The sequence below is a fragment of the Streptomyces sp. 12E genome, assembly GCF_055633275.1.
In genome coordinates, this window is sequence record NZ_JBVNCJ010000001.1 from 5,776,665 (window position 1) to 5,801,128 (window position 24,464).

Genomic DNA, 24,464 nt, shown 5'->3' on the forward strand with positions numbered 1-24,464 from the left:
CGTGCCGGGAATCCGCAACGACTTCATCACCGACTACGACTCACTCGCCGATGCCTGGTGGGACCCGCGGGGGCCTCTCGCTCCGCTCGGCTGGATCGCCCGCGCGCGCGCCGCCCACGTGCCGCGCGCCGCGCGCGAGGGGGCGTGCCTGCTCGACGTGGCCTGCGGGGGAGGGCTGTTCGGTCCGCACCTGACCGGCAAGGGATACCAGGTGGTCGGGGTCGACCTGTCGGCCCGCTCGCTGCGCGAGGCGCTCGGCCACGGATTCGACACGGTCGTCCGGGCGGACATCGGCCGGCTCCCCTTCGCCGACGCGTCGTTCGACGTCGTCACGGCCGGGCAGTGCCTCGAGCACGTACCCGACCCGTTCCGCGTGGTCGAGGAGGCCTGCAGGGTGCTGCGGCCCGGCGGGACACTGATCGTCGACACCATCGCGGCCACCGTGCTCGCCCGCGTGCTGGCCATCGGCGTCGCCGAGAACCTGCCCCTGCCCGGCAGACCGCCCCGCGGCACCCACGACCATCGGCTCTTCGTCGACCGGCGGCGGCTCGTCGTCACCGCCCACGCCCACGGCGTGGCCCTACGACTCACCGGCCTGCGCCCCCACCTCCGGGACGGACTGCGCTACCTGGCCAAACGACGCGAGGAGGTCCGCATGATTCCCACCCGGTCGACCGGCGTGCTGTACATGGGGGTCGGACGCAAATGCTGACACGCTCCCAGGAGCCGGCCGTCGGCGCCCTGCGCGCGTGGATCGTGGGCGCCCGCCTCAAGACGCTGCCGGTCACCCTCGCGCCGGTCGCGGTGGGCAGCGCCGTCGCCGCCTCGCACGGCGGCCTCAGCGGACGGCGGGCCGCACTCACCCTGCTGTTCGCCCTGGGCTTCGTCCTCGGCACCAACTTCTTCAACGACTACAGCGACGGGGTGCGCGGCGTCGACGACCAGCGTGTGGGGCCCGTCCGGCTGGTCGGATCGGGACAGGCCTCACCCCGTCGTGTGCTGCGCTCGGGAATCGCCCTGTACGGCGTCGCCGTGCTCAGCGCCCTCGTCCTGGCCGTCACCGTCTCGTGGTGGCTGCTCGCCCTCGCGGCGGTGTGCGCGCTGGGCGGCTGGTTCTACACGGGAGGCGCACGCCCCTACGGCTACCGGTCGCTCGGCGACATCAGCATCTTCGTCTTCCACGGTGTCATCGCCGTGTGCGCCACCGCGTACATCCAGCTCGAGCGGATACCGCTGCTCGCGCTCGGCGCGTCCGTGCCCATCGGGCTGCTCGCCTGCGCCCTGCTGACCACGAACAACCTGCGGGACATCCCCACCGACACCGCCGCGGGCAAGATCACCGTCGCGGTCCGGCTCGGCGACCGGCGTACCCGCCACTACTATCTGGTCCTGATCGCCGCGTCCTTCGTCTGCGCGCTGCTGCTGGCCCCGGCCCGCCCGTGGGTCCTGCTCGTCCTCGGCGCCGCGCCGGCCGCCGTCCTGCCGGTGCGCCGGGTGCGGGCGGGCGCCCGTGGCCGTGACCTGATCCCCGTCCTCGAACACACCTGTGTGCTGCTGCTCGTCTTCGGTGCGCTGCTCACGACCGGAGTGGCGCTGTGAACGGGGGCGGGCGGGGGAGCAGCGCACCGCGGCACGAGGTGCTCGTCATCGGCGCCGGGTTCTCCGGGATCGGCACCGCGATCGGGCTGCGGCGCGCCGGGATCGAGGACTTCCTCCTCCTCGAGGCGCAGGAGGACGTCGGCGGCTCCTGGCACGCCAACCGCTATCCGGGCGTCGCGGTGGACATCAGCGCCTTCTCGTACTCGTACTCCTTCGAACCGAACCCGTCGTGGTCGCGGGCCTTCCCGGTGGGCGCGGAGCTCAAGGCGTACGCGGACCGGTGCGTCGACAAGTACGGTCTGCGCGCGCGGATCCGGCTCGGGGCCACGGTCGAACGGGCGGTGTACGACGAGGCGGCGCACCTGTGGCGGGTCGACCTCGCGGACGGCACCACGGTCACCGGCCGCTTCGTCGTGTGCGCCACCGGATGGCTCACCCGGCCGAAGACGCCGGACATCGAGGGCCTGCACCGCTTCGCGGGCGACTGCGTGCACACCGCCCGCTGGGACCCGTCCGTCGAGCTGGCCGGGCGGCGGGTCGGCATCCTGGGCACCGGCGCCTCCGCGATCCAGCTCCTCCCGGAGATCGCCCCGTCGGCGGACCGGCTGCACGTCTTCCAGCGCACCCCCAACTGGATCTTCCCGAAGCCCGACGTGCCGATACCGCGCGCGGTGCGCAAGGTGTTCGCGGCGGCGCCCTGGACCCAGCGCACCGTCCGCCGGGTCACGGACACGGTCACCGAGCTCGGCTTCGTCATCGCCATGATCCACTACCGGCGTTTCCCCTTCCTGGTCCAGGCGGGCGAGGCCGTCTCCCGGCTGTACCTGCGCAGCCAGGTCCGCGGCGACCGCGACCTGATGGCCCGGCTCACCCCGCGCCACCGCCTGGGCTGCAAGCGCCCCTCGTTCGGCAAGGGCTACTGGCGCGCGTTCACCCGCGACAACGTCAGCCTCGTCACCGAACCCGTCACCCGGGTCACCGAGGCCGGCGTGACCACGGCCGACGGCGACGAGCACAAGCTCGACGTGCTGATCCTCGCCACCGGATTCCATGTGCTGGACAACCTGCCGCCCTTCCCCCTGCACGGACTGGGCGGCCGCGACCTGGCGGAGTTCTGGCGCACCGAACGCTTCCAGACCTACGAGGGCACCTCGGTCAAGGGCTTCCCGAACCTGTGGTTCATCGTCGGGCCCTACTCCTTCACCGGCGGGTCCTGGTTCGGCATGATCGACTACCAGGTCACCCACATCCTCCGGGTGATCACCGAGGCCCGTCGCCGGGGCGCCACCCAGGCCGTCGTCCGGCCCGAGAAGCACGACGGGTCCTTCCGCCGGGTGCTGCGACGCCAGCCGAACACCGTGTTCGCGCACGACAGCTGCCGCGGCGCGAACAGCTACTACTTCGACCGGTACGGCGACGCGCCGGCCGTCCGCCCCGCCGCCACGTACGAGGCAGCCTGGCGGGCCCGTCACTTCGACCTCGACGACTACCGCTTCGACCGGCCCGAGGGAGGGCACCGCCATGCCACCGAGTGACCTGAGCGGCCAGGACCGCACCCTGTGCCTGGCCTACGGGCTCTTCGCGCTCGGCGGGGGCCTCGTCATGGGCGTCCAGGCCGTGGCCTTCGTGGTGCGGGAATCCGACGCCGGACCGCTCGGCATCGTCACGAACTTCCTGCGGGACGCCACGGTCAACGCGGCCACCGTGTTCGTCTACGCCGACCTGGTCCTCGTCTGGGCCGCGCTGGCCGTGTTCATGATCGCGGAGGGCCGGCGGCACGGGATCGCACACGTGTGGGCGTACATCGTCGGCGCGCCCGCCCTGGCCCTGGTCGCGAGCTTCTGCGCCTTCATGTACGTACGCCAGTTGAAGATCGCCGCCGCGCGCGGCCGCGGCACCGAGGCCGCCGCGCCCGGCCACCGCACACCGACGAGAGGCAGGCAGCGATGACGACCAGTGAGGCCACCGGGTCCGCGGCGAGCGCCGAGCGCTCCCTGGCCCTGGCCGCCGACGCCCTGCGCGCCCGCCAGGACCCCTCGGGCTACTGGAAGGGCGACTTCGAGACCAGCCTGATCGGCGAGGCGGGCGAGGTCGTCCTCCGGCACTACCTGCGGCTGCCGGCGGACGAGAATGTGGCCGCCGCCGCCCGCACCATCCTCGCCGGACAGACACCGACGGGCGGCTGGGCCTCCTACCACGGCGGGCCCGACGAGCTGCTGCTGTCCGTGTTCTGCTACGTGGCCCTGCGCCTGGCCGGACACGCGGCGGACGAGCCCGAACTGCGGGCCGCGGCCGCCTCCGTCCGGGCGGCCGGCGGCATCGAGTCCGTCGACAACCTCATCATGCTGGCGTGGCTGGCCCTGATCGGCCTGTGGCCGTGGCGGGACATCCCGCTCGTCCCGCCGGAGATCGTCCTGCTGCCCAGTTCGTTCCCCGGGAACATCTACCAGTTCGGGGCCGCGGCCCGCGGCATCGTCGTCGCCAACAGCCTGTTCATGGCCGAACGCCCGGTGGTCCCGGCCGGATTCGGGATCCGGGAGCTGTTCGCCGAGCCGGGCCGGCGTCGCCTGCCGCGCTCCTTCGCGGTGCGCGCCGCGACCACCCTCAGCCACCTCTACGGCCGTCACCCCGTCGGCCCGCTGCGCCGCCGGGCGATCCGCAAGGCGTCCCGCTGGCTGATGAAGACCCAGGAGACGGACGGGAGCTGGGGCGGCAACTGGCCGCAGACCGCCAACGTCGTCATGGGTCTGACCGCCGTCGGCTGCCCCCAGGACCACCCGGTCCTGCGGGCCGCGATGGCGGGCCTCGACCGGTACGTCGTCCACAAGGACGGGCAGCGCCGCATCGAGATGTGGACCTCCGTGGTCATGGACACCGCCCTCGGGCTGTCCGCGAACGTCATGGCCGGCGGTCCCGAGGCGAAGGCGGCCACCGAGTCGGCGGTGCGCTGGCTGCTCGACAACCAGGTCACCGAGCTGGGCGACTGGGCGGTGCTGACCCCGGACCCGGTCGCGGGCGGCTGGCCGTACGAGTTCACCAACAACGCCAACCCCGACGCCGACGACACCGCCTGGGCGATGACCGCGCTGCGCCGGATCCACCCGCGCGGCAGCGATCGCACCGTGGACGCCGCCTGTGAGCGCGCCCACCGGTGGCTGCTGTCCCAGCAGGGCGACGACGGCGGCTGGGCGGCCTTCGAACCGCTGCGCTGGCGACTGCCCGGACGCGACAGGCTCGCGGCCATCGGTTTCCTCGAAGCGCCCTCCGCCGACATCACCGGGCACGTCCTCGAGGCGCTCGGCGCCGACGGCTGGGCGGACACCCCGGCCGCCCGGCGCGGCATCCACTGGCTGCGCCGCAACCAGCACGCCGACGGCTCCTGGCCCGGCTGGTGGGCCTGCTTCCACCTGCACGGCACCAGTGCCGCCGTCACCGGCATGACCGCCTGCGGCGTCCCCGGCGACGACCCGGCGATCTCCCGTGCCTGCGACTGGATCACCGCGCACCAGCAGGACGACGGCGGCTGGGGCGAGGACATCCGCGCCCTGCACCGGCCCGAGTGGATCGGTCGGGGCGCGAGCACCCCCTCCCAGACGGCCTGGGCGCTGCTCGCCCTCGTCGCGGCCGGCCACGCCGACAGCGCTCCGGTGCGCGCGGGCGTGGACTTCCTGACCCGCACCCAACAGCCCGACGGCGACTGGGCCGAACCCTGGCACACCTGGGTGGTGCACCACGACGGCCTGTACTGGCGCGACAGCCTGCTGCGCCTCATCTACCCGGTGATGGCCCTGTCGGCGTACCGGGCCGCCCTCGCCGCGCGGGAGCGGTGATGGGCGCCGTCACCGTGGTGGGGGGCGGGCTCGCCGGGATGACGGCGGCCTGGACCCTGCGCGGACTCGGCCTGCCGGTACGGCTGCTGGAGGCCGGCCAGGAACTGGGCGGCATGGCGGGCTCGAAGGTCATCGACGGCAGGGTCGAGGACCACGGTGTGCACATCTTCCCGGCCTGGTACCGCAACACGCTGAGGCTCCTCGACGACCTCGGCCTGCGCGGCAATCTACGGGCGACCCGGCACTTCCACCAGCTGCTGCCGGGCGAGTTCCCCCTCTTCCGCACGGCGGTGACCCCCGCCGCGGACCGGCTGCTGTTCGGCTACGGCGTCCTCGACCTCCTGTCCCAGGAGTACGGGGCGCGCGACGAATCCCTGCACGACTTCCTGCACAGCAGGTGGTACCTGACCGACGCGGTGATCGCCGACATCGAGCACCTCTTCGTCGCCTCCAGCGCGGCGGAGAGCCCCGCGGTGTCGGCGGCGGGATTCCGCGGCAGCATCGCCGCGTTCGCCCGCCATCCGGGGCGGGTCCTGATGCCCAGGGGCGACCTCCACCAGTGGCTGATCGAGCCCTTTCGGCGGCGTCTGGAGGCGGACGGCGTCGAGGTGCGCACCGGCCGGGAGCTCGTCGGCGTGTCCGTGGACGCCGGCCGGGTCGGGAGCCTGACGCTGCGGAACACGGCCGACGGCGCCACGGCGACCGAGGACGTCACCGGCCACGTCGTCCTCGCCGTGCCGCACGGACGGCTGTCCGCCCTCGGCACCGGCATCACCGGGTCCCTCCGACCACCGTACGGCGTGGACGAGTTGACCTCGCGTCCGCTCGGCGCGCTCCACCTCTACCTGCGCCGCCGCCTGCCGCGGCTGCCCGACGAGCACATCCGCCTGGTCGGATCGCCGCACGCCATCACGCTCCTCGACATCGGCCAGGCCTTCGAGGGGCATCACCGCACCGTCCTCAACTGTGTCGTCGGCCGGGTCTCCCGCCTCGCCGGCCTGCCGCAGGACGAGGCCGTCAAGATCCTGGTGGACGAACTCGCCACCTACCTGCCGGACTTGACCTGGGACGACATCGAGCACGTCTGCTACCAGCCGCACTTCGCCGCCCCGTTCTTCGCACCCGGCCCCGGTCTCGGCCGCTACCGGCCCCTGAGCACCACCACCCTGGAGAACCTGCACATCGCGGGCGACTTCTGCGCCGCGCCGCCCGGCGTGGCCGGCATGGAGGGCGCCGTGCGCTCCGGCCTGACCGCCGCCGAGTCGGTACGCGTGGCCGCCCTCCCCGATCTCGCACCCGTACGGATCGACCCCATCGGCGACATCAGCCCGGCCCTCGCCCGCACGCTGCGCCGGGCCCTCCTGCCGGTCGCCGCGGCCGTCCGTACCCTGACCCGGCGCCGCCGGCGGAGGTGATCCGTATGATGTCCAGAACCGTCCTGGTGACCGGGGCGGCCGGGGGCATCGGCGTGGCGATCGCCCGGCTGCTGGCCGAACGGGGGGACACGGTCGTCGCCGTGGACATCGACCTGCGGCGGCTGACCGAGCGGGTGTCGAAGCTGACCGCCGACGGACTCGCCGTCCACGCCCGCCCGGCCGACATCACCTCGTCCGCCGCCGTCGAAGCCCTGGTGGACGACGCCGAACGCGAAATCGGCCCGGTGGAAGCCCTGGTGAACACCGCCGGGGTGCTGCACGTCGGCGCGGCCCACCGGGTCGACGAGCGGGACTGGGACGCCACCTTCGCCGTCAACAGCACGGGCGTCTTCCTCATGTCCCGCGCGGTCGTCCACCGCATGATCCCGCGCGGCCGGGGAGCCCTGGTGACCGTCACCTCCAACGCGGTCGGCACCGCCCGCACGGGGATGGCCGCCTACGCCGCGTCCAAGGCCGCGGCCACCGCCTACACCAAGTGCCTGGGCCTGGAGGTCGCCCGGCACAACATCCGCTGCAACGTCGTGGCCCCCGGCTCCACCGACACTCCCATGCTGCGCGGCATGCACCCCGACGGCACCGCGGCCGCCGTGTGCGTCGCCGGGAGCCCGGACACGTACAAGGTGGGGATCCCCCTGGGCAAGGTGGCCCACCCGCGCGACATCGCCCACGCGGTCGGCTACCTGCTCTCGGACGAGGCCGGGCACGTCACGATGCAGACGCTCACCGTCGACGGCGGAGCGACCCTCGGCGCCGCGACGTGACCCGCCGCCCACCGCGGCCGTACGAAAGGACCGACCCCGACATGGCCGGGATCCCGCCCATCGCGCCGTACCCGCTGCCGCTCCCCGACGAGCTGCCGGCCCCCGCCGCCGACCGGCGGGCCGACCCGCGCCGCGCCGTGCTGCTCGCCCCTGCCCCGAGGCAGGGCGCCAGGGCGGCGTCATGACCCACGCACTGGTGGCGGGCGGCGGCATCGGCGGCCTCGCCACAGCCCTCTCCCTCGCCCGCACGGGACACCGCGTCACCGTCCTCGAGCGCGAGGACACCTTCGCCGAACTCGGGGCGGGCATCCAGATCGGGCCCAACGGCTTCCACGCCCTGAACCTCCTGGGCGTGGGCCCGCAGGTGCGGCGCCGCGCCGTCTTCGTCGACGAACTGCGCCTGATGGACGGGCTGTCGGGCCGGGTGCTGATCAGCATGTCCGTCACCGCCCGCTACCGGAAACGCTTCGGCAACCCGTACGCGGTCGTCCACCGCAGCGACCTGCACACGCCGCTTCTGACAGCCTGCCGGTCGCACCGGGCGATCGCCCTCGTCACCCGCGCCGCCGTGCGCGGATACACCCAGGACCCGGGGCGGGTGACCGTGACCACCGAGGACGGACGCACCTTCACCGGCGGCCTCCTGATCGGTGCCGACGGCCTGCGCTCCGCGGTCCGCGCCCAACTCGTGGGCGACGGCGCGCCCCGGGTCTGCGGTCACACCATCTACCGCTCGGTGATCCCGGTGGAGCGGGTGCCGCCCGCGCTGCGCGAGAACGCGGTGACCCTGTGGGCGGGCCCCGACTGGCACGTCGTCCACTACCTCATCGGCGGCGGCGAGTACCTCAACCTCGCGGCGACCCTGGACGACCGCGCCCGCGAACCGGTCTCCGGCCGCCCCGTCTCCCGCCCCGCCGTGCTGGACCGCTTCCCCGGCCCGGGCGGGGACGCCCGCCGCCTCCTGGAACTCGGTGACCAGTGGCGCCAATGGGTGCTGTGCGACCGTGACCCGGTCGGGACCTGGGCCGACGGCAGGGCCGCGCTCATGGGCGACGCAGCCCACCCGATGCTGCAGTACGCGGCCCAGGGCGCCTGCCAGGCCCTGGAGGACGCCGTGGTCCTCGGCGACGTCCTGGCGGACGCGGCCGACGACCAGGTGCCGCACCGCCTGCGGGAGTACAACGCCGCGCGGCGCGAGCGCACCGCGCGCGTCCAGCTCCTGTCCCGTGCCATGGGCACGCGGCTCTACCACCCGGCGGGGGAGCGGGCCCGTGAGCGCGACGTGATGCTGGGTTCGCTCACCGAGGAGGACCTGTACGAGAAGGTCGCCTGGCTGCACGGGGCCCGGCACTTCGGGTGAGGGCCGGAGCGGCCCGACCGGTTCGGCGCGGTCGTGGCCTCCGCTCTCCGGGAGCCGCCGTCCGCACGCGGAACCCGCGCGCCGGGGCTCCCGAATCGGCGGGCCGACGCGCGGGCCCTCGTGCGGGCGGCGCACAGGAAGCGGCCTTCGTCATGTCCGGTACCGCAGCCCCCTCACGGGCGGCCGCCTCACGGAGACGGGTCCGACGGTCCCCCGAGAACCGGCCAGTGGCGGGAGCCGTGCCACGGCAGGCGTCCACCGGCCGGCTCCGGCACCCGGCCCGGCACCGTCCGACCGAGGCCGGAAGAGGTGGAATCTGCCCACACCGGACAAGTCTGCGCCGATTTCGCGCCACATTATCGGAAGGGGTGAGGGTGCCGATTCCGTGTGCCGGTGGTCCTTCGTGCGAGAAGCCGCCCCGCTCGCCCTCGCCGAAAGGGAACTGAAGCGTTGAAACTCTCAATGATGTTTGAGAGGATCACCCGCAGTCCGTAAACCCCACGGGGTCGGCAAGCGGACCCGCAGACCAACGGGTCAGTAACTTACCGGCCAGTTCGACCTTTGTCCATTCACTGAAAACCGATAATCGCCGCCCGGCCTCTCCCCTGCCTTTCGGGAGGTGATCCGGCTATGCGGTGATGGTCTGCCACGGCATGGAGACAAGTATCTCAGTGGATATCCGCCGAGGTTCGCTGTCTGTCGCAACGGAAAAAGACGCAACGGAAAAGACGCAACGGAAAGACGCCGAATGCTGAAGAGAACGCGCTCCTGTACCGAAGCGGCTCCTGCGGAGACGCCCTCCGCGGGAGGACCGGTCGTGACCGCCTTCGGCTCCGGTACGCGGGGGAGATAGGGCACCCGCAGGCCGGTGCCGCACGATCACTTCTTCTGCGTCAGGGAGGCGTTTCACCTTGGGATTACCACGCGAGACCCGGACGACCTGGCACGACCTGGAGCTACGGGTCCGGGCCGAGGACCCCGAGGTCCTCGACTACGTCAGCAGCCAGCACCTTCTCGCCCGCGAGGAGCCGGACCGGGCTGCCACGCGGATCGACGTCGAAGCCGTCAGCTCCCCGTCGCGCCTCGCGGAGCTGACCGCGAGACCGGTGACCGAGCGGCGTGAGTCCTACGCCGGCTGGTGGTACGGCTGCCACCGGGACGAGGACGGGGCGTTCGTCCTCGTCTCGCAGGAGGGGCACGAGTTCTCGCACGCCCTGATCACCACCGACTTCCTCACCTGGGAGATCGTCGCCGCGCACGAGCACGAGCTGGGACTCGTCGTCACCCGCACCATGCGGGAACTGGTGCGCGAGCACTTCGTCGGCCGCGGCGCGCTCATGCTGCACGGCGCGGCGGCCGTCCTGTCCGACGGCACCGGGGTGGTCCTCGCCGGTCCCTCCGGCGCCGGCAAGACCTCGGCCTCCGTCCAGCTCGCCCGGGCGGGCGGCCACTGCGTCGCCACCGACCGGTGCCTGCTGCTGGCCGACGGCCCGGAGTGGGCCGTGGTCGGTCTGCCGCTGTCCACCCGCCTCACCCGGGAAGCGGCGGCCGGTCTCGGCATCGAGCCCGGCGAGAAGGACAAGCTGATCAGACACGGTGAGGCGGCCGTCCGCAGGCCGGACCCCAAGGGCAAGATCTCGCTCAGCAACGGGGAGATGCGGCGTCTGGCCGGTGTCGAGTTCCTGGCCTCCACGCGGATCGACACGCTGGTGCTGCTCGAGAACACCGGCGCCCCCCGGCCCCTGTCCGGCCCGGTCGCCGAGGGGGAGGCCGTGACCGCCCTGGCCGAGCACGTCCTCGTACCCGACACGGCGTACCGCGGCCGGTGGCTGTCCGCGGACGCGACCCCCGAACCGGCCGGTGACATCAAGGGCCGGCTCGGCGAACTGGCCGCCGCCGTGCCCGCCCGGCGCGGCACGTGGACACCGGCCACCTACAGAAGCGACGTTCTGGCGGCCTGGCTCGCCCCGCGCGCCGGTGCCGAGAAGACAGGAGCCCCCTCATGACGACCACCCCGCAGATCCGTTACAGCGCCCGGGCCCTGCTGCTGGACGAGGACGACAGACTCCTGTTGTTCTCCAGCGTGGACGACGCCGACGGCGAGACCTTCTGGTACCCGGTGGGCGGCGGCATCAAGGAAGGGGAGTCACCCGAGGAAGCCCTGCGCCGGGAGGTCGAGGAGGAGACCGGACGCACGGAGTTCGAGATCGGCCCCCAGATCTGGTACCGGGAGGCCATCGCCTCCTGGGGCGGCAACACCTACGACTGCCGCGAGCGGTTCTACCTCTGCCGCGTCTCCCACTTCTCCGTCGACACCAGCGGCTTCAGCCAGGGGGAGATCGACACGGTCTCCGGTCACCGGTGGTGGACGCTGGACGAGCTGGACGCCGCCACGGACCGGCTGGTGCCCGCCGATCTGGCGCCCCGGCTGCGCGCCGTGCTCACCGACGGCGCCCCCGCCGAGCCCGATGTCGTCGGCAGCTGAGCACGGAACCGGAGGGACCAGCACGTGAAGGGACTGCGAGGACGGCCCGCCCTGGTGACCGGCGGCGCCCAGGGCATCGGCAGGGCGGTGGCCGAGCGCCTCGTCGAGGAGGGCGCCCGCGTCATGATCATGGACACGGACGAGGAGTTCGGGAAGTCCGCGGTCGTGGAACTGGCACGGCGCCCGGGCGGTGAGCACGTCGTCGGCTTCGCGCACGGCGACATCTCCGACGAGAGCGACGTGGTGGCCGCGGTGGAGGCGGCACGGACCGCGTTCGGCGGTGTCGAACTCCTCGTGAACTGCGCCGCCGCGTTCATCACGCGCGGGATCGAGGCCACCGTGGAGGAGTGGCGGCGCGTCACGGACGTCAACATCATGGGCCACGCCCTGATGGTCAAGCACAGCGCGCCCCTGATGGAGGCCGCCGGCGGCGGCAGCGTCGTCAACGTCTCCTCGATCTCCGCGCACATCGCGCAACCCCGGTCCGTCACCTACAGCGCCACCAAGGCCGCCATCATCGGCATGACCCGATGTATGGCCGCCGACCTGGCCGGGGCGGGGATCCGGGTGAACGCGGTGAGCCCGGGAACGGTCTGGAGCGACAACCTCGCGCGCCGCTACAAGGAGAAGTACGGAGTGTCGCGCGAGGAGGCGGACGCCCGTCCGGACATCGGCGGCCGGCACATGCTGCACCGCACCGCCGACCCGGAGGAGATCGCCTCCGCCGTCGCCTTCCTGCTCTCCTCGGAGGCCGGTTTCATCACCGGTGAGAACCTCATGGTCGATGCCGGGCTCACCGTGACGTGATGCCGTCGTGCCGTGCGAGGGCCTCCACGGCACGACGGCACATCGTGACGCGGGGCCGCTCCGTCCGGAAAGGAGCCGCCGCCCCGTTCTCTTCTCCGGCGCCGCTCATGCGGCGCCGATGATCTGGTGAACCCGTACCCGCCGTACATCTCCCCTGTCTTTCACCCGAGGTTTACGGGCGGTCCGTGGTGCCCATTTTGGGCTCCTTTCCCTGCGCTTTTCCCGGAGCGTGCGCAAGACGCGCGAATTCGGCGCGATATGCGATGAAGTGCGCCCGAGGATATCGGCGTCGCGCATGACGGAGAGATGTCCTCGCGGTTTTTTCGATTCACCTGCTGGATAAGTGGAGTCCACTGATATACGTTTTCCGCAACCGGGCGGACATCGCTGGACCGGATCCACTGTTCGCACCGATCCTCGGCCGAGTGAGATGCCTCGAACCCGAGTGAGATGCCTCGAAGCCGAGTGATTCCTGTCGATCGTCAGGTATACGTCCGGAGGAATACATTGAGTAACAACGTGATCAGGGTCGCGCTGGCCGGCGTCGGCTCCTGCGCCTCCAGTTTCGTGCAGTCCGTGGTCCTGGACCGGGAGCGGCCCGGCCCCTCCAACGGCGTGATGCACGAGTACATCGGCGGTCGCCGTCTCGGCGACGTGGAGTTCGTCGCGGCCTTCGACGTCGACGCCCTGAAGGTGGGCCGGGACCTCTCGGAGGCCGTGTACGCCGGACGCACCGCCGCGGTCCGCCACGTGGACGTGCCGCACCTGGGCGTCACCGTCCAGGCCGGCCCGCTGCTCGACGGCCTCGACGGCGCGCTCGGCGACGCCGTCGACGCCCATCTCGCCACCGCCGTCGCGACCCCGGAGTCGCTGGCCGCCGCCTTGGCCGCCGCACGACCCGACGTCGTGGTCTGCCTGCTGCCCACCGGCTCGACCGAGGCTGTCCAGACGTACGCCAGGGCCGCCGCCGAGGCGGGCGCGGGCTTCGTCAACGCCACCCCCGAGCCCGTCGCCAACGACCCCGTGCTGGCAGCCCTGTTCGCCGAGCGTGGCGTCCCCCTCCTCGGTGACGACCTGCGCAGCCACCTCGGTGCCACCACCCTGCACACCGCCCTGATCGAGCTCTTCCAGAGCCGCGGCGTCGAGGTCAAGGACAACTACCAGCTCAACGTCGGCGGCAACACCGACTTCCTGAACCTCTCCGACCCGGCCAGGTCCCGCTCGAAGCAGGTCTCCAAGCGCAAGGCCCTCGCCAACGCCGGCATCGACTCCCGCGAGGTCGCCGCGGGCCCCAACGGCTTCGTCAAGCACCTCGGCGACCGCAAGGTGTGCTTCCTGCGCATCGAGGGCGAAAGCATCATCGGCGCCCCCGTGCACATGGAATTACGCCTGGAGGTCGAGGACAGCCCCAATGCCGCCGCGGTGCTGGCCAACGCCGTCCGCGCCGCGCACAGCGCCTCCCGCCAGGGCATGGTCGGCATCATCGACCCCGTCTGCGCCTTCCTGTTCAAGAGTCCGAGGACGGGGGCCAAGGAGTCCGAGGCACTGCACGATTTCCAGGCCTTCGTGCGCAAGGCCGGCGAGCACCACGCGCTGCAGGCGGTCGACGGGAATGCCTGACCCCGCCTCCTGGCTGCCCGATCGCGACCCCGCCGTGGCCCGCGTCCTCGACCGGAGCTACGGCATCGGCGCCCACCGGGCGTGGTCGCTGAACCGGGAGAGCGTCAACGCCGTCTGGCGCGTGACCGCCGCGCGGGGGGAGTACGCGCTCAAGCGGCTCGGGCGGGACGTCGCCCCGCAGTGGCTGGCCTTCGAGCACGCCGTCCTGCCCCGGCTGACCGCCGCCGGTGTCCCGGTCGCGGCTCCCGTGCCGACGGCGCAGGGAGGCAGCTCGGCCGTCCACGACGGCTCCGTCTGGCAACTGCGGCCCTGGCGGGAGGGCCGGCCCTTCGACTCGGGCCGGCCGGGCGACATCGAACAGGCCGGCGCCTTCCTGGCGGCACTGCACCGCGTCCCGGTCGACGGGCTGCCCGCGGACGGCCGGAGCTCCACCCGCAACCTGGAGTTCTGGCTCACCACCGAGCGGCCCCCGCACGCGGCGCTGGACGAGGTCGACGAGATAGCCGCCCCGTACGTGAGCGCCGACGTGCGCGCCCGCGCCCGGCGCGCCTACGCGGCGGTGCTGCGCCGGGCCCGCACCGAACTCGCCGGGTACGAGGACCTCCCCGAGGTCCTCACCCACGGCGAGGTCGCGGGCTCCAACCTGCTGTACTCCGACAGCGGGGAGCTGGCCTGCGTCCTCGACTGGGACGCGCTGCAGCTGCGCTCCCGCGTCTACGACGTGGCACGGGCGCTGCTGTTCCTGCCCCGCAGGGCCCGCGGCGGCTTCCAGGTCCTGCCGGACCGGGCCCGGGCGGTCCTCGCCGCCACGACGGCGCACGAGCCGCTCACACCGGACGAACTCGGCTCCCTCATCCCGGTGCTGGAGCTGAACTTCGTCCCGTCGCCCGACTACCTCCGGCAGGTCGCGCGGCGCGCCCCGGGCATCCTGGAGTGGTACCTCGGCTGGCGGGCCGAGGGCGCCGGCGCGGTCCGCGGCATCCTCTCCGACGTCATCGCCACGGCTCCGCGGGGAACTCCGCGATGACGCGGTACGTGTGCCGCACCCCGGGGCACGCGGTGGCGCTGGACGTGAGCCGCGACTCGGCCGCGTACGTCCGGGAGCTGCTCGGCCCCTACGTCCGGGTCGCCACCGGGCCCGGCGGCCCCGACGACGCCCGCTGGCGGATCGGGACCGCGGACCGCAAGCGGCCGGCGGGGGAAGAGGTGGTCATCACCAGCGCCACCGAGCCCCCCACCCGGCTCTGGTACGACGGGACGGCCCGCGAGGTGCTGTTCGACCCGACGATGCCGCGCTCCTTCCTGCGGCACAACCTGGTCCGGTTCACCCGCATCCTGCTGCGGCTGATGCACACGGAGGAACCGGAGGTCTTCCTGCACGCCGGGCTGGTCGCCCGGGACGACAGGCACGGCGCGCTCGTGGTGGGCGCGAAACGAGCGGGGAAGACCTCCACCGTCCTGTCCGCCCTGCGTCACGGGCTCCACTTCGTCGGCAACGACGACGTCTCCGTCCGCACGGACGCCGGCGGCTGGACCGGACGGGGCTGGCCCCGCCGGGTCTCCGTGCGCGGCGACACCTTCGCCGCCGTCGGACTGTCCGGCGACACCGACCGCCTGCTCCACCCGGCGGAACTGCGCGGCCTCGTGGGCGGCCCCCCGCTGCTGGCCGAGGCGCCGGTCAGGGTCCTGGTCTTCCCCCGGTTCCACCCCGAACCCGGTGTCGTGCCCCTCCGCCCGGAGGAGACCCTGGCCCGGCTCACGGCCAACGAACTGCCCACCGCGGTCAAGCACGCCGACTTCCTGCTGCCGTTCTTCGGCCCCGTCCCGCCGGCGGTCCGGCAGGACCTCCTCGCCCGCCTGGCGGCACAGGTGCCCGGCGTCGAACTCCGACAGGACTTCTCCGCCCTGCACGACGGAACCGCCGCGCTGACCCGGCTCCTGGACGGAGACATCCCCGTACCACCCCCGCGAGGGAAGAAGGGCGGAGCACGTGAGCACGACCGGTAACCGGGTGTGGGTGGTCGGCCCCTCGGGCGCGGGCAAGAGCACCGTCGCCCGCGCCCTCGCCGAGGCCCGGGGCCTGCCCCACTACGAGCTGGACGCCATGTTCTGGGCGCCGGGCTGGCAGCGGCGTCCCGAGGACGAGTTCCTCGCCGACGTCGCCGCCCTGGACCGCACCGACGGCTGGATCGCCGACGGGCAGTACGGCGCGGCCCACCCGGTCCTCGAGGAACTCGCCGACACCGTCGTCTGGGTCGACCCGCCCCGCGGCGCCACCACGGCCCGGCTGCTGCGTCGCACCGTACGGCGGCTGCGCACGCGGGAGGAGCTGTGGAACGGCAACCGCGAACGCCCCGGCAGCGCCCTGCAGCTCGTGCTCTGGGCCCACCGGGAGTTCCCCGCGGTCCGGCGCACCAACACCGACCTGTTCGCCCGCATGCAGGCCCGCTCCGTGCCCTGCCTGCGGTTGCGGACCCCGCACGACATCCGAGAACTACTCAGTAAGGAACGGGCATGACACGACTCGCGCTCCTCGGCGGAGAGCCCCTGCTGACCCCGGCCGAGCGGCCCAAGTGGCCGGACATCACCGAGGAGGACATCGGAGCGGTCACCGCGATGCTGCGCCGCGGCGAGATCACCTACAACGGCAGCGAAGGCGAGGTCCAGGCCCTGGAGAACGGCTACCGGGAGCGCCTCGGCGCCGCCCACGCCCTCGCCGTCAACTCGGGCACCTCCGCCCTGCACTCGGCCTTCTTCGGCCTGGACCTGCGCCCCGGCGACGAGGTCATCGCCCCGGCCTACACCTTCCTCGCCACCGCCATGCCGGTCTTCACCTGCAACGGCGTCCCCGTCCTCGCCGACGTGGATCCCGACACCGGGATCCTCGACCCCGACGGGCTCGCCGCCCACCTCACGCCGCGCACGAAGGCCGTCGTGGTCACCCACCTCATGGGCTTCCCCGCCGACATGGAGCGCATCACCGCCTTCGCCCGCGAACACGGCCTCGCGGTCGTCGAGGACTGTTCCCAGGCGCACGGCGCGGAGTGCTCGGGCCGGCCGGTCGGCCGCCACGGTGATGTCGCCGCCTTCAGCCTCCAGGCCAAGAAGCAGGTCACGGCGGGCGAGGGCGGCGTTCTCGTCACCGACGACCGCAGGATCTACGAGCGCGCGGTGATGCTCGGTCACTGCATCGACCGCGGCGAGGAGGACGTCACCAGCGACGAGTACGGCGCCTACGGCCGGACCGGCTTCGGCCTCAACTACCGCATCCACCCGGTCGGCGCGGCCCTCGCCCGGGGCGCCCTCGCCCGGCTCGACACCGTGCTGACCGGACGCGAGCGGAACTACGGCCGGCTCGGCGCCCTCCTGGACGACATCCCCGGCATCACCCCGCCGGTGCGGCAGCGGCACGTCGACCGCGTCGCCCACTACGTCAGCTACCAGCCCCTCTACGTCGCCGAGGAGCTCGGCGGCCTGCCCGTCGACGTCTTCACGGCCGCCGTCAGGGCCGAGGGCGTCCCGCTGACCCGCCCCACCTCGCCTCCGCTGCACCGCGAGGCCGCCTTCCGGAGCCCGTCCTGGCACCCCGGCACCTACCACCCCGGGGACAACGCCTACCGGGTGTACCGGGGCGACGAGTTCCCGGGCGCCGACGCCTACCTCGCCCGCGTGCTGCGGCTGCCCACGTACTCCGACGAGCGCCCCGACCTGATGGACGCCTGGGCCGAAGGCATCCGCAAGGTCGTCACCCACGCCGAGGAACTGCGCGACCGGCACGCCGCCGGCGCCCTCGCCGCGTAGCGGCTCCCCCTCCCGGAGCCCGCGCCGGCCCGGTACGCCCGGTCGCGTACCGGGCCGGCACCGCACCACCGTTCCGCCCCGACACGGAGGTCATCCTTTTGTCCGTCGATAACAGCTCCCGCTCCATGCTCGCGCGTGGTCTCGGCGTCCTCCGCGCCTTCCGGTCCGGCGAGCCGGAACTCCCGCTCTCCGAGATCGCCCGCCGGGCCGACATGCCCAAGGCGACGGCCCACCGCATCATCGCCGAGCTCGTCAAGGAGGGCATGCTGGAGCGCGGGGAGAAGGGACTCAGGCTCGGCATGGGCCTGTTCGTGCTGGGGGCCCGGGTGCCCCGCCAGCTCATGCTCCGCGACATCGCCTTCCCGCACGCGGAGCAACTGCACCGGCTCACCCACGGCAGCGCGTTCGTCTTCATCGCCGACCCCACCGGCGCGGACGCCGCCCTGGTGGACGCCGTACGGCGCACCCACGAACCCGGCCGCGGACTGGGCGCGGAGGAGACCCGGGCCTCCGACCGGGCCGCGACGAGGGTGTTCCGCGCCTTCGGCGCCGAGGACGACAGCGCGGCCGGCCGGGGCGCGCGCGTCCGGGAGGTCGAGCCGGCCCGCGTGCGGCACCAGGGCTTCGCGGTCGTCCGCGGCGTGCCCGGCGTGGTCGGGGTCGCCGCCCCGGTGCTGACGGCATCCGGCACGGCCGCCGGGGCACTGGCCGTCGCGGGGCCGCAGGCCGGGTTCCACGTGGGCCTGGCGGCCGCGCACCTCAAGGCCGCGTGCGCCGCCGTCTCCCGCGCCCTGCAGCGCAATCCCGAACTGCTGACCGCCTCCTGACGGCGTGCGGCACCCCCGGGCCTTCCCGGCTACGGCTTCCCGGCCACGAACAGCGTGGGCAGCAGCCTGCCCGCGAGGTACTCCTCCCGGGCCGCGGTCAGGGTGTCCCGGATGAGGTCCGCCGAGGCTCCCCCGTAGATGTTCGCGACGCTCCCGCGGAAGATGCGCACCACCTTCAGCCGGTCGGCGAGCAGTGCCACGGCCCAGTCGGTCAGGTCCTTGCGCTCCACGTCGCCGAAACCGGCCCTGGCCAGCTGGTCCGTCCGGCCGGTCAGCGACGTGGTGAAGAAGACGCCGGGCGGATGGACCGCCCGGAACGCCTCCGAGGGCTCCTCGCCGTCCGGTGTGAGGCTCACCTCCTCGGTGAGCACCAGCAGCCCGCCGGGCCGCAGCAGCCGCGCCGCCTCGCGCAGTACGGCGCCCGGGTCGGGGAAGTGCGGCATCGAGCCCGTGACCAGCACCAGGTCGAGCGAGGCGGCGGGGAGGGGCACGGCGGTGGCCGAGGCGCACAGCTCCGTCATCGTGGTGCGGCCCTGTGCGCGGCTGATCCGGGCGCTGACCTCGCAGTGCTCGGCGACGAGGTCGACACCGTAGGAGCGCCGCACCTCCACGCCCGCGGCGGCGAGCCTGTCCACGGTGTAGCGCAGCGCGCCGCCGAAACCGCTGCCCAGCTCGCACAGGTCCACCGCGAGGCCGGAGCCCAGGCGGGCGACGACGGCGCCGACCACGGCGTCGCACCCCTGCGGGCCGAAGTGACCCATCTGGTCCAGGCCCAGGAGTCCGTCGGGCCCCTGCTCGCCGGTGAACTCCACGATGGCCCGCTCGGTGTTCTCCCAGTCGTGCAGCGCGGGGAACAGGTCGCGGTGGTAGCGGTACTGGACGCCGGTCTGGTCGGGCGTCGCCTGTGTTTCCTGTGTTTCCTGTGTCCCCCGAGCCTTCTGTGTCCCTTGTGCTTCCCGGGTTCCGGCCGGGGCGCCGGGTTCCGTGCTCATCTCGTGACTCCTCGCGTTGCTGCCGGGACCCGGCCCGGACGGTCGTGGAGCGGGGCGCCGGACGGTCAGGGCCGGGCCGCGGCGGCCGGCGTCCGGAACTCGTCGGGCACCGCCGAACAGACGGCGTCCAGCAGGGCGAGCGCCTCCTCGGCGTCCTCGTCCGTGGCGACCAGCGGAGGCAGCAGCCGCAGCACCTCCGGCCGGCCCAGACAGGGCGAGACGACCAGGCCCCGGCGGCCGAGCTCCATCAGGACCTCGCCGGCGGCGGCCCGCGTCGCGAACTCGACGCCCCACAGGAGGCCCTGTCCGCGCACCGCGGTGACCAGACCGGCGTGGCGCTCCGCCAGCCGGGCCAGGCCGGAGCCGAAGACCTCCGCCAGGCGTGCGCCGCGCGGGGCGAGTTCCTCCACCACCCGCAACGCCGCCACACCGGCCGCGGCACCGAGCGGGTGCCCGGAGAACGTGGTCGTGTGCACGAAGGGGTCCGCGGCGAGCGGCGCGTACAGCTCCGGCGTCGCCACCACGGCGGACACCGGCTGCACCCCGCCCCCCAGCGCCTTGCCGAGCAGTACGGCGTCGGGCTCGAGCCCGAGGCCGGTGCTGACCAGGCGGGGGCCGCAGCGACGCAGCCCGCTCTGCACCTCGTCGGCGATGACGAACGCGCCGTGGGCGCGGGCCGCGCCGGCCAGGGCCTTCAGGAACGCCGGGTCCAGGGGCCGTACGCCGCCCTCGCCCTGCACGGGCTCGAACAGGACGGCGGCGACCTCCTCGCCCTCGAAGGCGCCGGGTACCGCGCAGACGTCCGCGGGAATGTGGGTCACCCCGCCGAGGAGCGGTTCCAGGGACTCGCGGTAGCGGGCGTTCCAGGTCGCGGCCAGCGCGCCCATGGACTTGCCGTGGTAGGCGCCCTCGACCGCGATCACCCGTCGGCGGCCGGTGGCCCGGCGGGCCAGTTTCAGCGCCGCCTCCACCGCGTCACCGCCGTTCAGCCCCAGCCACACCTTCGTCAGGCGGCCCGGGTCGGCCCAGCCGGCCAGTGCCCCGGCGAGCGCCGCGGTGGCCCGGTTGCCCAGGACCCGGCTGGACACCGGCATCGCGTCCAGCTCCTCACGCACCGCCGTCACCACGGCCGGGTGGCGCTGGCCCAGCAGCGTCACCGCGTAACTGCCGAAGTCGAGTGCGGTGCGGCCGTCGGACAGGTGCACCCGCGCGCCCTCGCCCCGCGCCTCGACGGCGCCGGAGCCGTTCATGCCGTAGACGAGGGCCAGTTGCGGCGAGAGGTGCCGCCGGATCGCGGTGAGCGCCTCCCGGGCCGTCCTGTCGCCGGTGCTCGTGGTCATGTGCGCGGCCGTCCTCTTCCGTGGTCCGGCGGATCGCGGACCGCACGACGCGGTGCCCCTCCCGGGAGCGCAGCCGGTCGGCGGGGCGGACGGTCCACAACTGTCGGGACACGGTTCTAGCCCCCCGCGTGCGTCCTTGAGAAGCGGTGTTCCGGCTGCCGGAACACGCGTTGAACCCGGACGGCGCCCTTGACAGGGTGATCATCCTCGCCGTCCGTATCCGAAAGGTGCACCGACGCATGGAGACCACTTCCCCGGGCGCTGTGGCGTACCCCGAGCCGGACGTCCTGGAAAGGCGCCTCGCCGCCTTCCTCGACCTGCGGGGACTGAGCAGAGAGGCCGTGCTCAAGGAGGCCGACCAGGGCATGGGGGCGCCGGCCCTCGCGGTGGCCGCCGGGTCGGTGCTCGCGGGCTTCGGCAACGTGCGCAGCGACCTCGATCTCCTGGTGCTCGTCGAGAACGAGAACCTCAAGCGCTTCCCCATCCAGTCCCACGAGCACGGCACGCTGATCGACATCGGCATCCGCCGGGCGAGCACCGTCCGGGACAGCGCCGCCGCGCTGACCGCCGAGCCGTGGCCGCGCTTCGAGAGCGTCACCGAGGACGCCTGGAACCACCGGCGCCGTACCCTCAGCACCGTCTCCCGGCTCGCCCTCGGACTGCCCCTCGCGGTCGTCGAGCCCTGGGACGTGTGGCATGCGGGGCTGCGCGGGCCGTGGCTCGGGGAAGTCCTGCGGGAGTGGTGGGTGGTCGAGGCGCACCGGCTCGCCCGGGCCGCCCGCTGGCTGCTCGACGCCAAGCCGCTGACGGCCGCGGTCCGGGCCCGCGAGGCGGTCGTCGCCGCGCTGAACGCCCGCGCGGCCGAAGGCGGGGAGCTGTACTTCGCCGCCAAGTGGGCGGGCGAGAAGCTGAAGGCGCTCGGCGACCACGAGAACCTGCGGCTGCTGCGCACCGTCCTGACGCCCGCCGATCCCCGCGAGCGGGTGCCGTTCTGCCTCGACGCCGTCGAACGGCTCGTCGGCCCCGCCGGAACGCTGCACACCGTGCTGCGCTGGGCCACCGGCGCCGGGACCATGGAACTGGACGACCGCACGGTCGTGGACCGCTGGCAGCTGCGGGCCCTGGAAGTACGGCGGCTCGGCCTGCCGGCCGCCGACAGCGACGGCGTCGTCTGGTCGGGGCCGGCCGGCGCCTCGCCCCCCGAGGATCTTCTTCCGCTCTTCACGCACAACATGGTGTGGCTCGGTGTCGCCCACCCGGCTCCGGAGGTTCCCGCGTGACACACTCCCCCACGACCGCGACCGGCGATGCGGCCACCGGTCCCGCCGAAGCACCCGCCGACCTCCGGCGGCTGCTCACCTTCCGCGGCCACGGCGCCGCCCGTCTCCTCCTGGGCTGCCGGGCCCGCCTGGAGGACGTCGAGGGCGCCGTCGCCGCCGGACAGGACGAGGTCGCCGTCCTCATGGCGTACGACCTGATCCAGCTGTCGCTGTCGATCCGCGGGCTGCGCACCGAGGGCGAGCTGATGTACGGCCACGACGAGGCCGCCTTCGATCCGTTCGCCGGTCTTCCCGCCGAGGAGGCGGAGGCCGGGACGGCGCTCGCCGCCGAGGGGCTGGACGCGGCCGGTGAGCGCGGCGAGGCGTGGCTCCAGCGGCTGCGCGACCACCTCGCGCAGACCGAGGCGCAGCTCGGGTACTCCGAACCGCTGCCCGACGTCCGGTCCGGCAGCGGCATGATGAAGGGCTTCAGACTCGCCCGCACCTGGCAGGCTCCGATGGACCGCGTCGGTCTGCCCCCGCTGCTGCCGGACGCCTGGACGCGCCGTGCCGACTGAGCCGGGGCCGGTCCGTGCGCGGAGCCGGCCACCGGCCCTCTCCGTGCGCGGAGCCGGCAAGAGCTACGGCGGCACGGTCGCCCTCGACCACGTCGACCTGGAGATCGCCGAGGGCGGGATCGTGGGCCTGCTGGGACACAACGGCGCGGGCAAGACCACGCTGATGTCCCTGGTCGCGGGCCTTCTGCGGCCGGACGCGGGGGAGATCGAGGTGCTGGGACACTCCGTGACGCGCCATCCGCGCCGGGCCCGCCGCGAACTCGGCCTGGCTCCGCAGGAGCTGGGCATCTACCCGCCCCTGACGGTGCGCCAGAACCTGCAGTTCTTCGCCGAACTGGCCGGTCTGCGCGGCAAGGAGGCCCGGCGGCGCACCGAGGAGGTCGCCGAACCCCTCGCGCTCACCGCACTGATGGACCGCCCCGCGTCCCGGCTCTCCGGCGGCCAGCAGCGCCGTGTGCACACCGCGATGGCACTGATCCACCGGCCGCGGCTGGTGCTCCTCGACGAGCCCACCGCGGGTGTCGACGTGGAGACCCGGGCCCGCCTCGTCGCCCACGTACGGGAGCTGGCCGCACAGGGCACCGCCGTCTGCTACTCCACGCACTACCTCCCCGAGATCGAGGACCTCGCCGCGGACGTGGCGGTCCTACACCGGGGGCGCGTCATCGCCCGCGGCTCCGTCGACGAACTGGTCCGGCGGCACGGCGACAGCGCCGTGGAACTGGTCTTCTCCGGCGCGCCTCCCGGACTCGACCTGCCCTGGCCGGTGACCCGGCAGGGGGACACGCTCCTCGTCCGGGCGGAACAGCCCCACCTGGTCACGGCCCGGGTGCTGGCCGCCCTGGGCGACGCCGCCGCCCGGCTGACCGCCCTGCGCGTCGTCCGGCCCAGCCTCGACAACGTCTTCCTGAGGCTCACCGGAGGGCAGCACGGCGGCGACGGGGAAGGCCACGCGAGCACGGACAGGACCGAGGCGGAGCAGCATGCGTGACGGGGCACTGACGCGGATCACCGCCCTCGTCCGGCAGGACGTCCGGCTGCTGCTGCGCGACCCCGCGCCCCTGGTGGTCCGCACGGTCATGCCGCTGCTCATCATGGGCTTCATGCAGCCGCTGTTCCGCGCCGCCCTGCGGGCCGGAGGTGAGGCCGCCGACGCCAACGGCGCCGAACAGGGCGTCCCCGGCATGGCGGTGATGTTCCTCTTCTTCCTGGTGAACGTGGTCGGCTTCGCCATGTTCCGCGAGCACGGCTGGAACACCTGGGACCGGCTGCGCGCGAGCACCGCCCGCCCGGTCGAACTGCTGGCCGCGCGCGTCGTCGTGCCGCTGGCCGCCGCGGTGCTCCAGCTCGCCGTCATCTTCGGGGCCGGGGGAGCGCTGTTCGACCTGCGGGTGACGGGCTCCTGCCTCGCCCTGGCGGTGGTGGCGCTGCCGCTGGCGCTCTGCGTGGTCATGGTGGGCATGGCGCTGGTCGCGCTGTGCCGCACGATCTCCCAGCTCAGCGTCATCGCCAACATCCTGGCCCTGGTCTTCGCGGGACTCGGCGGCGCCCTGACCCCCCAGTCGGCGATGCCGGACTGGGCAGGGCCCTTCGCTCCCGCCGTGCCCAGCTACTGGGCGATGCGCGGCTTCAACGAGGTCATCCTGCGCGGCGGCGGAGTCGCGGACGTCCTGCTGCCGGCGGGTGTCCTCTGCGCCTTCGCGGCCGGCCTCACCGTCGTCACCCTGGTCTTCTTCCGGGCCGACCACCGCAAACTCTCCTGGTCCTGA

Annotated in this window: 24 protein-coding genes; 22 read left to right on the forward strand and 2 right to left on the reverse strand. The window is 73.5% G+C overall.

Translation table 11 applies throughout. The annotated features are described in order from the left end of the window. Position 1 precedes the first annotated feature (1 nt). From ACZ8ZB_RS26580 to ACZ8ZB_RS26665, 18 genes are all read left to right on the forward strand, one after another. Positions 2 to 712 (forward strand): methyltransferase domain-containing protein, encoded by a 711-nt coding sequence (locus ACZ8ZB_RS26580; protein WP_470740142.1) that lies wholly within the window; start codon positions 2 to 4, stop codon positions 710 to 712. Next, positions 706 to 1,599 carry a 1,4-dihydroxy-2-naphthoate polyprenyltransferase gene (locus tag ACZ8ZB_RS26585; protein ID WP_470740143.1) on the forward strand — a complete coding sequence of 298 codons (894 nt, stop codon included), beginning with the start codon at positions 706 to 708 and terminating at the stop codon, positions 1,597 to 1,599. Before ACZ8ZB_RS26580 ends, ACZ8ZB_RS26585 begins: the two co-directional genes overlap by 7 nt. Then, positions 1,596 to 3,134, forward strand: coding sequence for a flavin-containing monooxygenase (locus tag ACZ8ZB_RS26590; RefSeq protein ID WP_470740144.1), 1,539 nt, complete (start codon positions 1,596 to 1,598; stop codon positions 3,132 to 3,134). Before ACZ8ZB_RS26585 ends, ACZ8ZB_RS26590 begins: the two co-directional genes overlap by 4 nt. Further along, a complete protein-coding gene (locus ACZ8ZB_RS26595; protein WP_470740145.1) occupies positions 3,121 to 3,549 on the forward strand; it encodes a DUF2834 domain-containing protein in 429 nt (142 codons plus the stop codon). The genes ACZ8ZB_RS26590 and ACZ8ZB_RS26595 overlap by 14 nt, the downstream gene beginning before the upstream one ends. Further along, entirely contained in the window at positions 3,546 to 5,429 is a 1,884-nt protein-coding gene (gene shc, locus ACZ8ZB_RS26600) for a squalene--hopene cyclase (protein ID WP_470740146.1), read from the forward strand. The genes ACZ8ZB_RS26595 and shc overlap by 4 nt, the downstream gene beginning before the upstream one ends. After that, entirely contained in the window at positions 5,429 to 6,844 is a 1,416-nt protein-coding gene (locus tag ACZ8ZB_RS26605; RefSeq protein ID WP_470740147.1) for an FAD-dependent oxidoreductase, read from the forward strand. Before shc ends, ACZ8ZB_RS26605 begins: the two co-directional genes overlap by 1 nt. Before the next feature lie 5 nt (positions 6,845 to 6,849). Then, entirely contained in the window at positions 6,850 to 7,626 is a 777-nt protein-coding gene (locus ACZ8ZB_RS26610; protein ID WP_470740148.1) for a 2,3-dihydro-2,3-dihydroxybenzoate dehydrogenase, read from the forward strand. A 41-nt stretch (positions 7,627 to 7,667) separates the two neighbouring features. Continuing rightward, entirely contained in the window at positions 7,668 to 7,811 is a 144-nt protein-coding gene (locus ACZ8ZB_RS26615) for a hypothetical protein (RefSeq protein WP_470740149.1), read from the forward strand. After that, a complete protein-coding gene (locus tag ACZ8ZB_RS26620) occupies positions 7,808 to 8,986 on the forward strand; it encodes a 3-hydroxybenzoate 6-monooxygenase (RefSeq protein WP_470740150.1) in 1,179 nt (392 codons plus the stop codon). The genes ACZ8ZB_RS26615 and ACZ8ZB_RS26620 overlap by 4 nt, the downstream gene beginning before the upstream one ends. Before the next feature lie 911 nt (positions 8,987 to 9,897). Then, positions 9,898 to 10,992: a hypothetical protein gene (locus ACZ8ZB_RS26625; RefSeq protein WP_470740151.1), complete on the forward strand. Its 1,095-nt coding sequence runs from the start codon at positions 9,898 to 9,900 to the stop codon at positions 10,990 to 10,992. Continuing rightward, positions 10,989 to 11,471, forward strand: coding sequence for an NUDIX hydrolase (locus ACZ8ZB_RS26630; protein WP_470740152.1), 483 nt, complete (start codon positions 10,989 to 10,991; stop codon positions 11,469 to 11,471). The genes ACZ8ZB_RS26625 and ACZ8ZB_RS26630 overlap by 4 nt, the downstream gene beginning before the upstream one ends. A gap of 24 nt (positions 11,472 to 11,495) precedes the next feature. After that, positions 11,496 to 12,278, forward strand: coding sequence for an SDR family NAD(P)-dependent oxidoreductase (locus ACZ8ZB_RS26635; protein WP_470740153.1), 783 nt, complete (start codon positions 11,496 to 11,498; stop codon positions 12,276 to 12,278). 507 nt (positions 12,279 to 12,785) lie between these two features. After that, positions 12,786 to 13,898 carry an inositol-3-phosphate synthase gene (locus tag ACZ8ZB_RS26640; protein ID WP_470740154.1) on the forward strand — a complete coding sequence of 371 codons (1,113 nt, stop codon included), beginning with the start codon at positions 12,786 to 12,788 and terminating at the stop codon, positions 13,896 to 13,898. Next, complete coding sequence (locus ACZ8ZB_RS26645; protein WP_470740155.1) at positions 13,891 to 14,925, forward strand: phosphotransferase enzyme family protein; 1,035 nt, start codon at positions 13,891 to 13,893, stop codon at positions 14,923 to 14,925. Before ACZ8ZB_RS26640 ends, ACZ8ZB_RS26645 begins: the two co-directional genes overlap by 8 nt. Continuing rightward, positions 14,922 to 15,905 (forward strand): phosphoenolpyruvate carboxykinase (ATP), encoded by a 984-nt coding sequence (locus tag ACZ8ZB_RS26650; protein ID WP_470740156.1) that lies wholly within the window; start codon positions 14,922 to 14,924, stop codon positions 15,903 to 15,905. The genes ACZ8ZB_RS26645 and ACZ8ZB_RS26650 overlap by 4 nt, the downstream gene beginning before the upstream one ends. Then, on the forward strand, positions 15,889 to 16,416 hold the full coding sequence (locus ACZ8ZB_RS26655) for a P-loop NTPase family protein (RefSeq protein WP_470740157.1): 528 nt from the start codon (positions 15,889 to 15,891) through the stop codon (positions 16,414 to 16,416). The genes ACZ8ZB_RS26650 and ACZ8ZB_RS26655 overlap by 17 nt, the downstream gene beginning before the upstream one ends. Next, complete coding sequence (locus ACZ8ZB_RS26660; protein WP_470740158.1) at positions 16,413 to 17,699, forward strand: DegT/DnrJ/EryC1/StrS family aminotransferase; 1,287 nt, start codon at positions 16,413 to 16,415, stop codon at positions 17,697 to 17,699. Before ACZ8ZB_RS26655 ends, ACZ8ZB_RS26660 begins: the two co-directional genes overlap by 4 nt. Before the next feature lie 125 nt (positions 17,700 to 17,824). Further along, entirely contained in the window at positions 17,825 to 18,526 is a 702-nt protein-coding gene (locus ACZ8ZB_RS26665; protein WP_470740159.1) for a helix-turn-helix domain-containing protein, read from the forward strand. 29 nt (positions 18,527 to 18,555) lie between these two features. Here the strand turns inward: ACZ8ZB_RS26665 and ACZ8ZB_RS26670 are convergent, their stop codons facing one another. Further along, positions 18,556 to 19,518 (reverse strand): class I SAM-dependent methyltransferase, encoded by a 963-nt coding sequence (locus ACZ8ZB_RS26670; protein WP_470740160.1) that lies wholly within the window; start codon positions 19,516 to 19,518, stop codon positions 18,556 to 18,558. Between the two features lie 65 nt (positions 19,519 to 19,583). After that, positions 19,584 to 20,858: an aspartate aminotransferase family protein gene (locus tag ACZ8ZB_RS26675; RefSeq protein WP_470740161.1), complete on the reverse strand. Its 1,275-nt coding sequence runs from the start codon at positions 20,856 to 20,858 to the stop codon at positions 19,584 to 19,586. Positions 20,859 to 21,097: 239 nt separating this feature from the next. Here ACZ8ZB_RS26675 and ACZ8ZB_RS26680 point away from each other — a divergent pair, with 239 nt between their 5' ends. From ACZ8ZB_RS26680 to ACZ8ZB_RS26695, 4 genes are read left to right on the forward strand one after another with little or no spacing between them, the layout of a single operon-like run. Next, positions 21,098 to 22,138, forward strand: a complete 1,041-nt coding sequence (locus tag ACZ8ZB_RS26680; protein ID WP_470740162.1) for a hypothetical protein — start codon at positions 21,098 to 21,100, stop codon at positions 22,136 to 22,138. Further along, on the forward strand, positions 22,135 to 22,695 hold the full coding sequence (locus tag ACZ8ZB_RS26685; protein WP_470740163.1) for a hypothetical protein: 561 nt from the start codon (positions 22,135 to 22,137) through the stop codon (positions 22,693 to 22,695). Before ACZ8ZB_RS26680 ends, ACZ8ZB_RS26685 begins: the two co-directional genes overlap by 4 nt. Beyond that, a complete protein-coding gene (locus ACZ8ZB_RS26690; protein WP_470740164.1) occupies positions 22,685 to 23,686 on the forward strand; it encodes an ABC transporter ATP-binding protein in 1,002 nt (333 codons plus the stop codon). Before ACZ8ZB_RS26685 ends, ACZ8ZB_RS26690 begins: the two co-directional genes overlap by 11 nt. Then, on the forward strand, positions 23,679 to 24,464 hold the full coding sequence (locus ACZ8ZB_RS26695) for an ABC transporter permease (protein ID WP_470740165.1): 786 nt from the start codon (positions 23,679 to 23,681) through the stop codon (positions 24,462 to 24,464). The genes ACZ8ZB_RS26690 and ACZ8ZB_RS26695 overlap by 8 nt, the downstream gene beginning before the upstream one ends.

What these genes read in the sequence shown, in the direction of transcription:
- ACZ8ZB_RS26585 (WP_470740143.1), top strand. Translation starts at nt 706, where the DNA reads ATGCTGACACGCTCCCAGGAGCCGGCCGTCGGCGCCCTGCGCGCGTGG.
- ACZ8ZB_RS26595 (WP_470740145.1), top strand. Translation starts at nt 3,121, where the DNA reads ATGCCACCGAGTGACCTGAGCGGCCAGGACCGCACCCTGTGCCTGGCC.
- shc (WP_470740146.1), top strand. Translation starts at nt 3,546, where the DNA reads ATGACGACCAGTGAGGCCACCGGGTCCGCGGCGAGCGCCGAGCGCTCC.
- ACZ8ZB_RS26605 (WP_470740147.1), top strand. Translation starts at nt 5,429, where the DNA reads ATGGGCGCCGTCACCGTGGTGGGGGGCGGGCTCGCCGGGATGACGGCG.
- ACZ8ZB_RS26610 (WP_470740148.1), top strand. Translation starts at nt 6,850, where the DNA reads ATGATGTCCAGAACCGTCCTGGTGACCGGGGCGGCCGGGGGCATCGGC.
- ACZ8ZB_RS26615 (WP_470740149.1), top strand. Translation starts at nt 7,668, where the DNA reads ATGGCCGGGATCCCGCCCATCGCGCCGTACCCGCTGCCGCTCCCCGAC.
- ACZ8ZB_RS26620 (WP_470740150.1), top strand. Translation starts at nt 7,808, where the DNA reads ATGACCCACGCACTGGTGGCGGGCGGCGGCATCGGCGGCCTCGCCACA.
- ACZ8ZB_RS26630 (WP_470740152.1), top strand. Translation starts at nt 10,989, where the DNA reads ATGACGACCACCCCGCAGATCCGTTACAGCGCCCGGGCCCTGCTGCTG.
- ACZ8ZB_RS26645 (WP_470740155.1), top strand. Translation starts at nt 13,891, where the DNA reads ATGCCTGACCCCGCCTCCTGGCTGCCCGATCGCGACCCCGCCGTGGCC.
- ACZ8ZB_RS26650 (WP_470740156.1), top strand. Translation starts at nt 14,922, where the DNA reads ATGACGCGGTACGTGTGCCGCACCCCGGGGCACGCGGTGGCGCTGGAC.
- ACZ8ZB_RS26660 (WP_470740158.1), top strand. Translation starts at nt 16,413, where the DNA reads ATGACACGACTCGCGCTCCTCGGCGGAGAGCCCCTGCTGACCCCGGCC.
- ACZ8ZB_RS26665 (WP_470740159.1), top strand. Translation starts at nt 17,825, where the DNA reads ATGCTCGCGCGTGGTCTCGGCGTCCTCCGCGCCTTCCGGTCCGGCGAG.
- ACZ8ZB_RS26670 (WP_470740160.1), bottom strand. Translation starts at nt 19,518, where the DNA reads ATGAGCACGGAACCCGGCGCCCCGGCCGGAACCCGGGAAGCACAAGGG.
- ACZ8ZB_RS26675 (WP_470740161.1), bottom strand. Translation starts at nt 20,858, where the DNA reads ATGACCACGAGCACCGGCGACAGGACGGCCCGGGAGGCGCTCACCGCG.
- ACZ8ZB_RS26680 (WP_470740162.1), top strand. Translation starts at nt 21,098, where the DNA reads ATGGAGACCACTTCCCCGGGCGCTGTGGCGTACCCCGAGCCGGACGTC.
- ACZ8ZB_RS26695 (WP_470740165.1), top strand. Translation starts at nt 23,679, where the DNA reads ATGCGTGACGGGGCACTGACGCGGATCACCGCCCTCGTCCGGCAGGAC.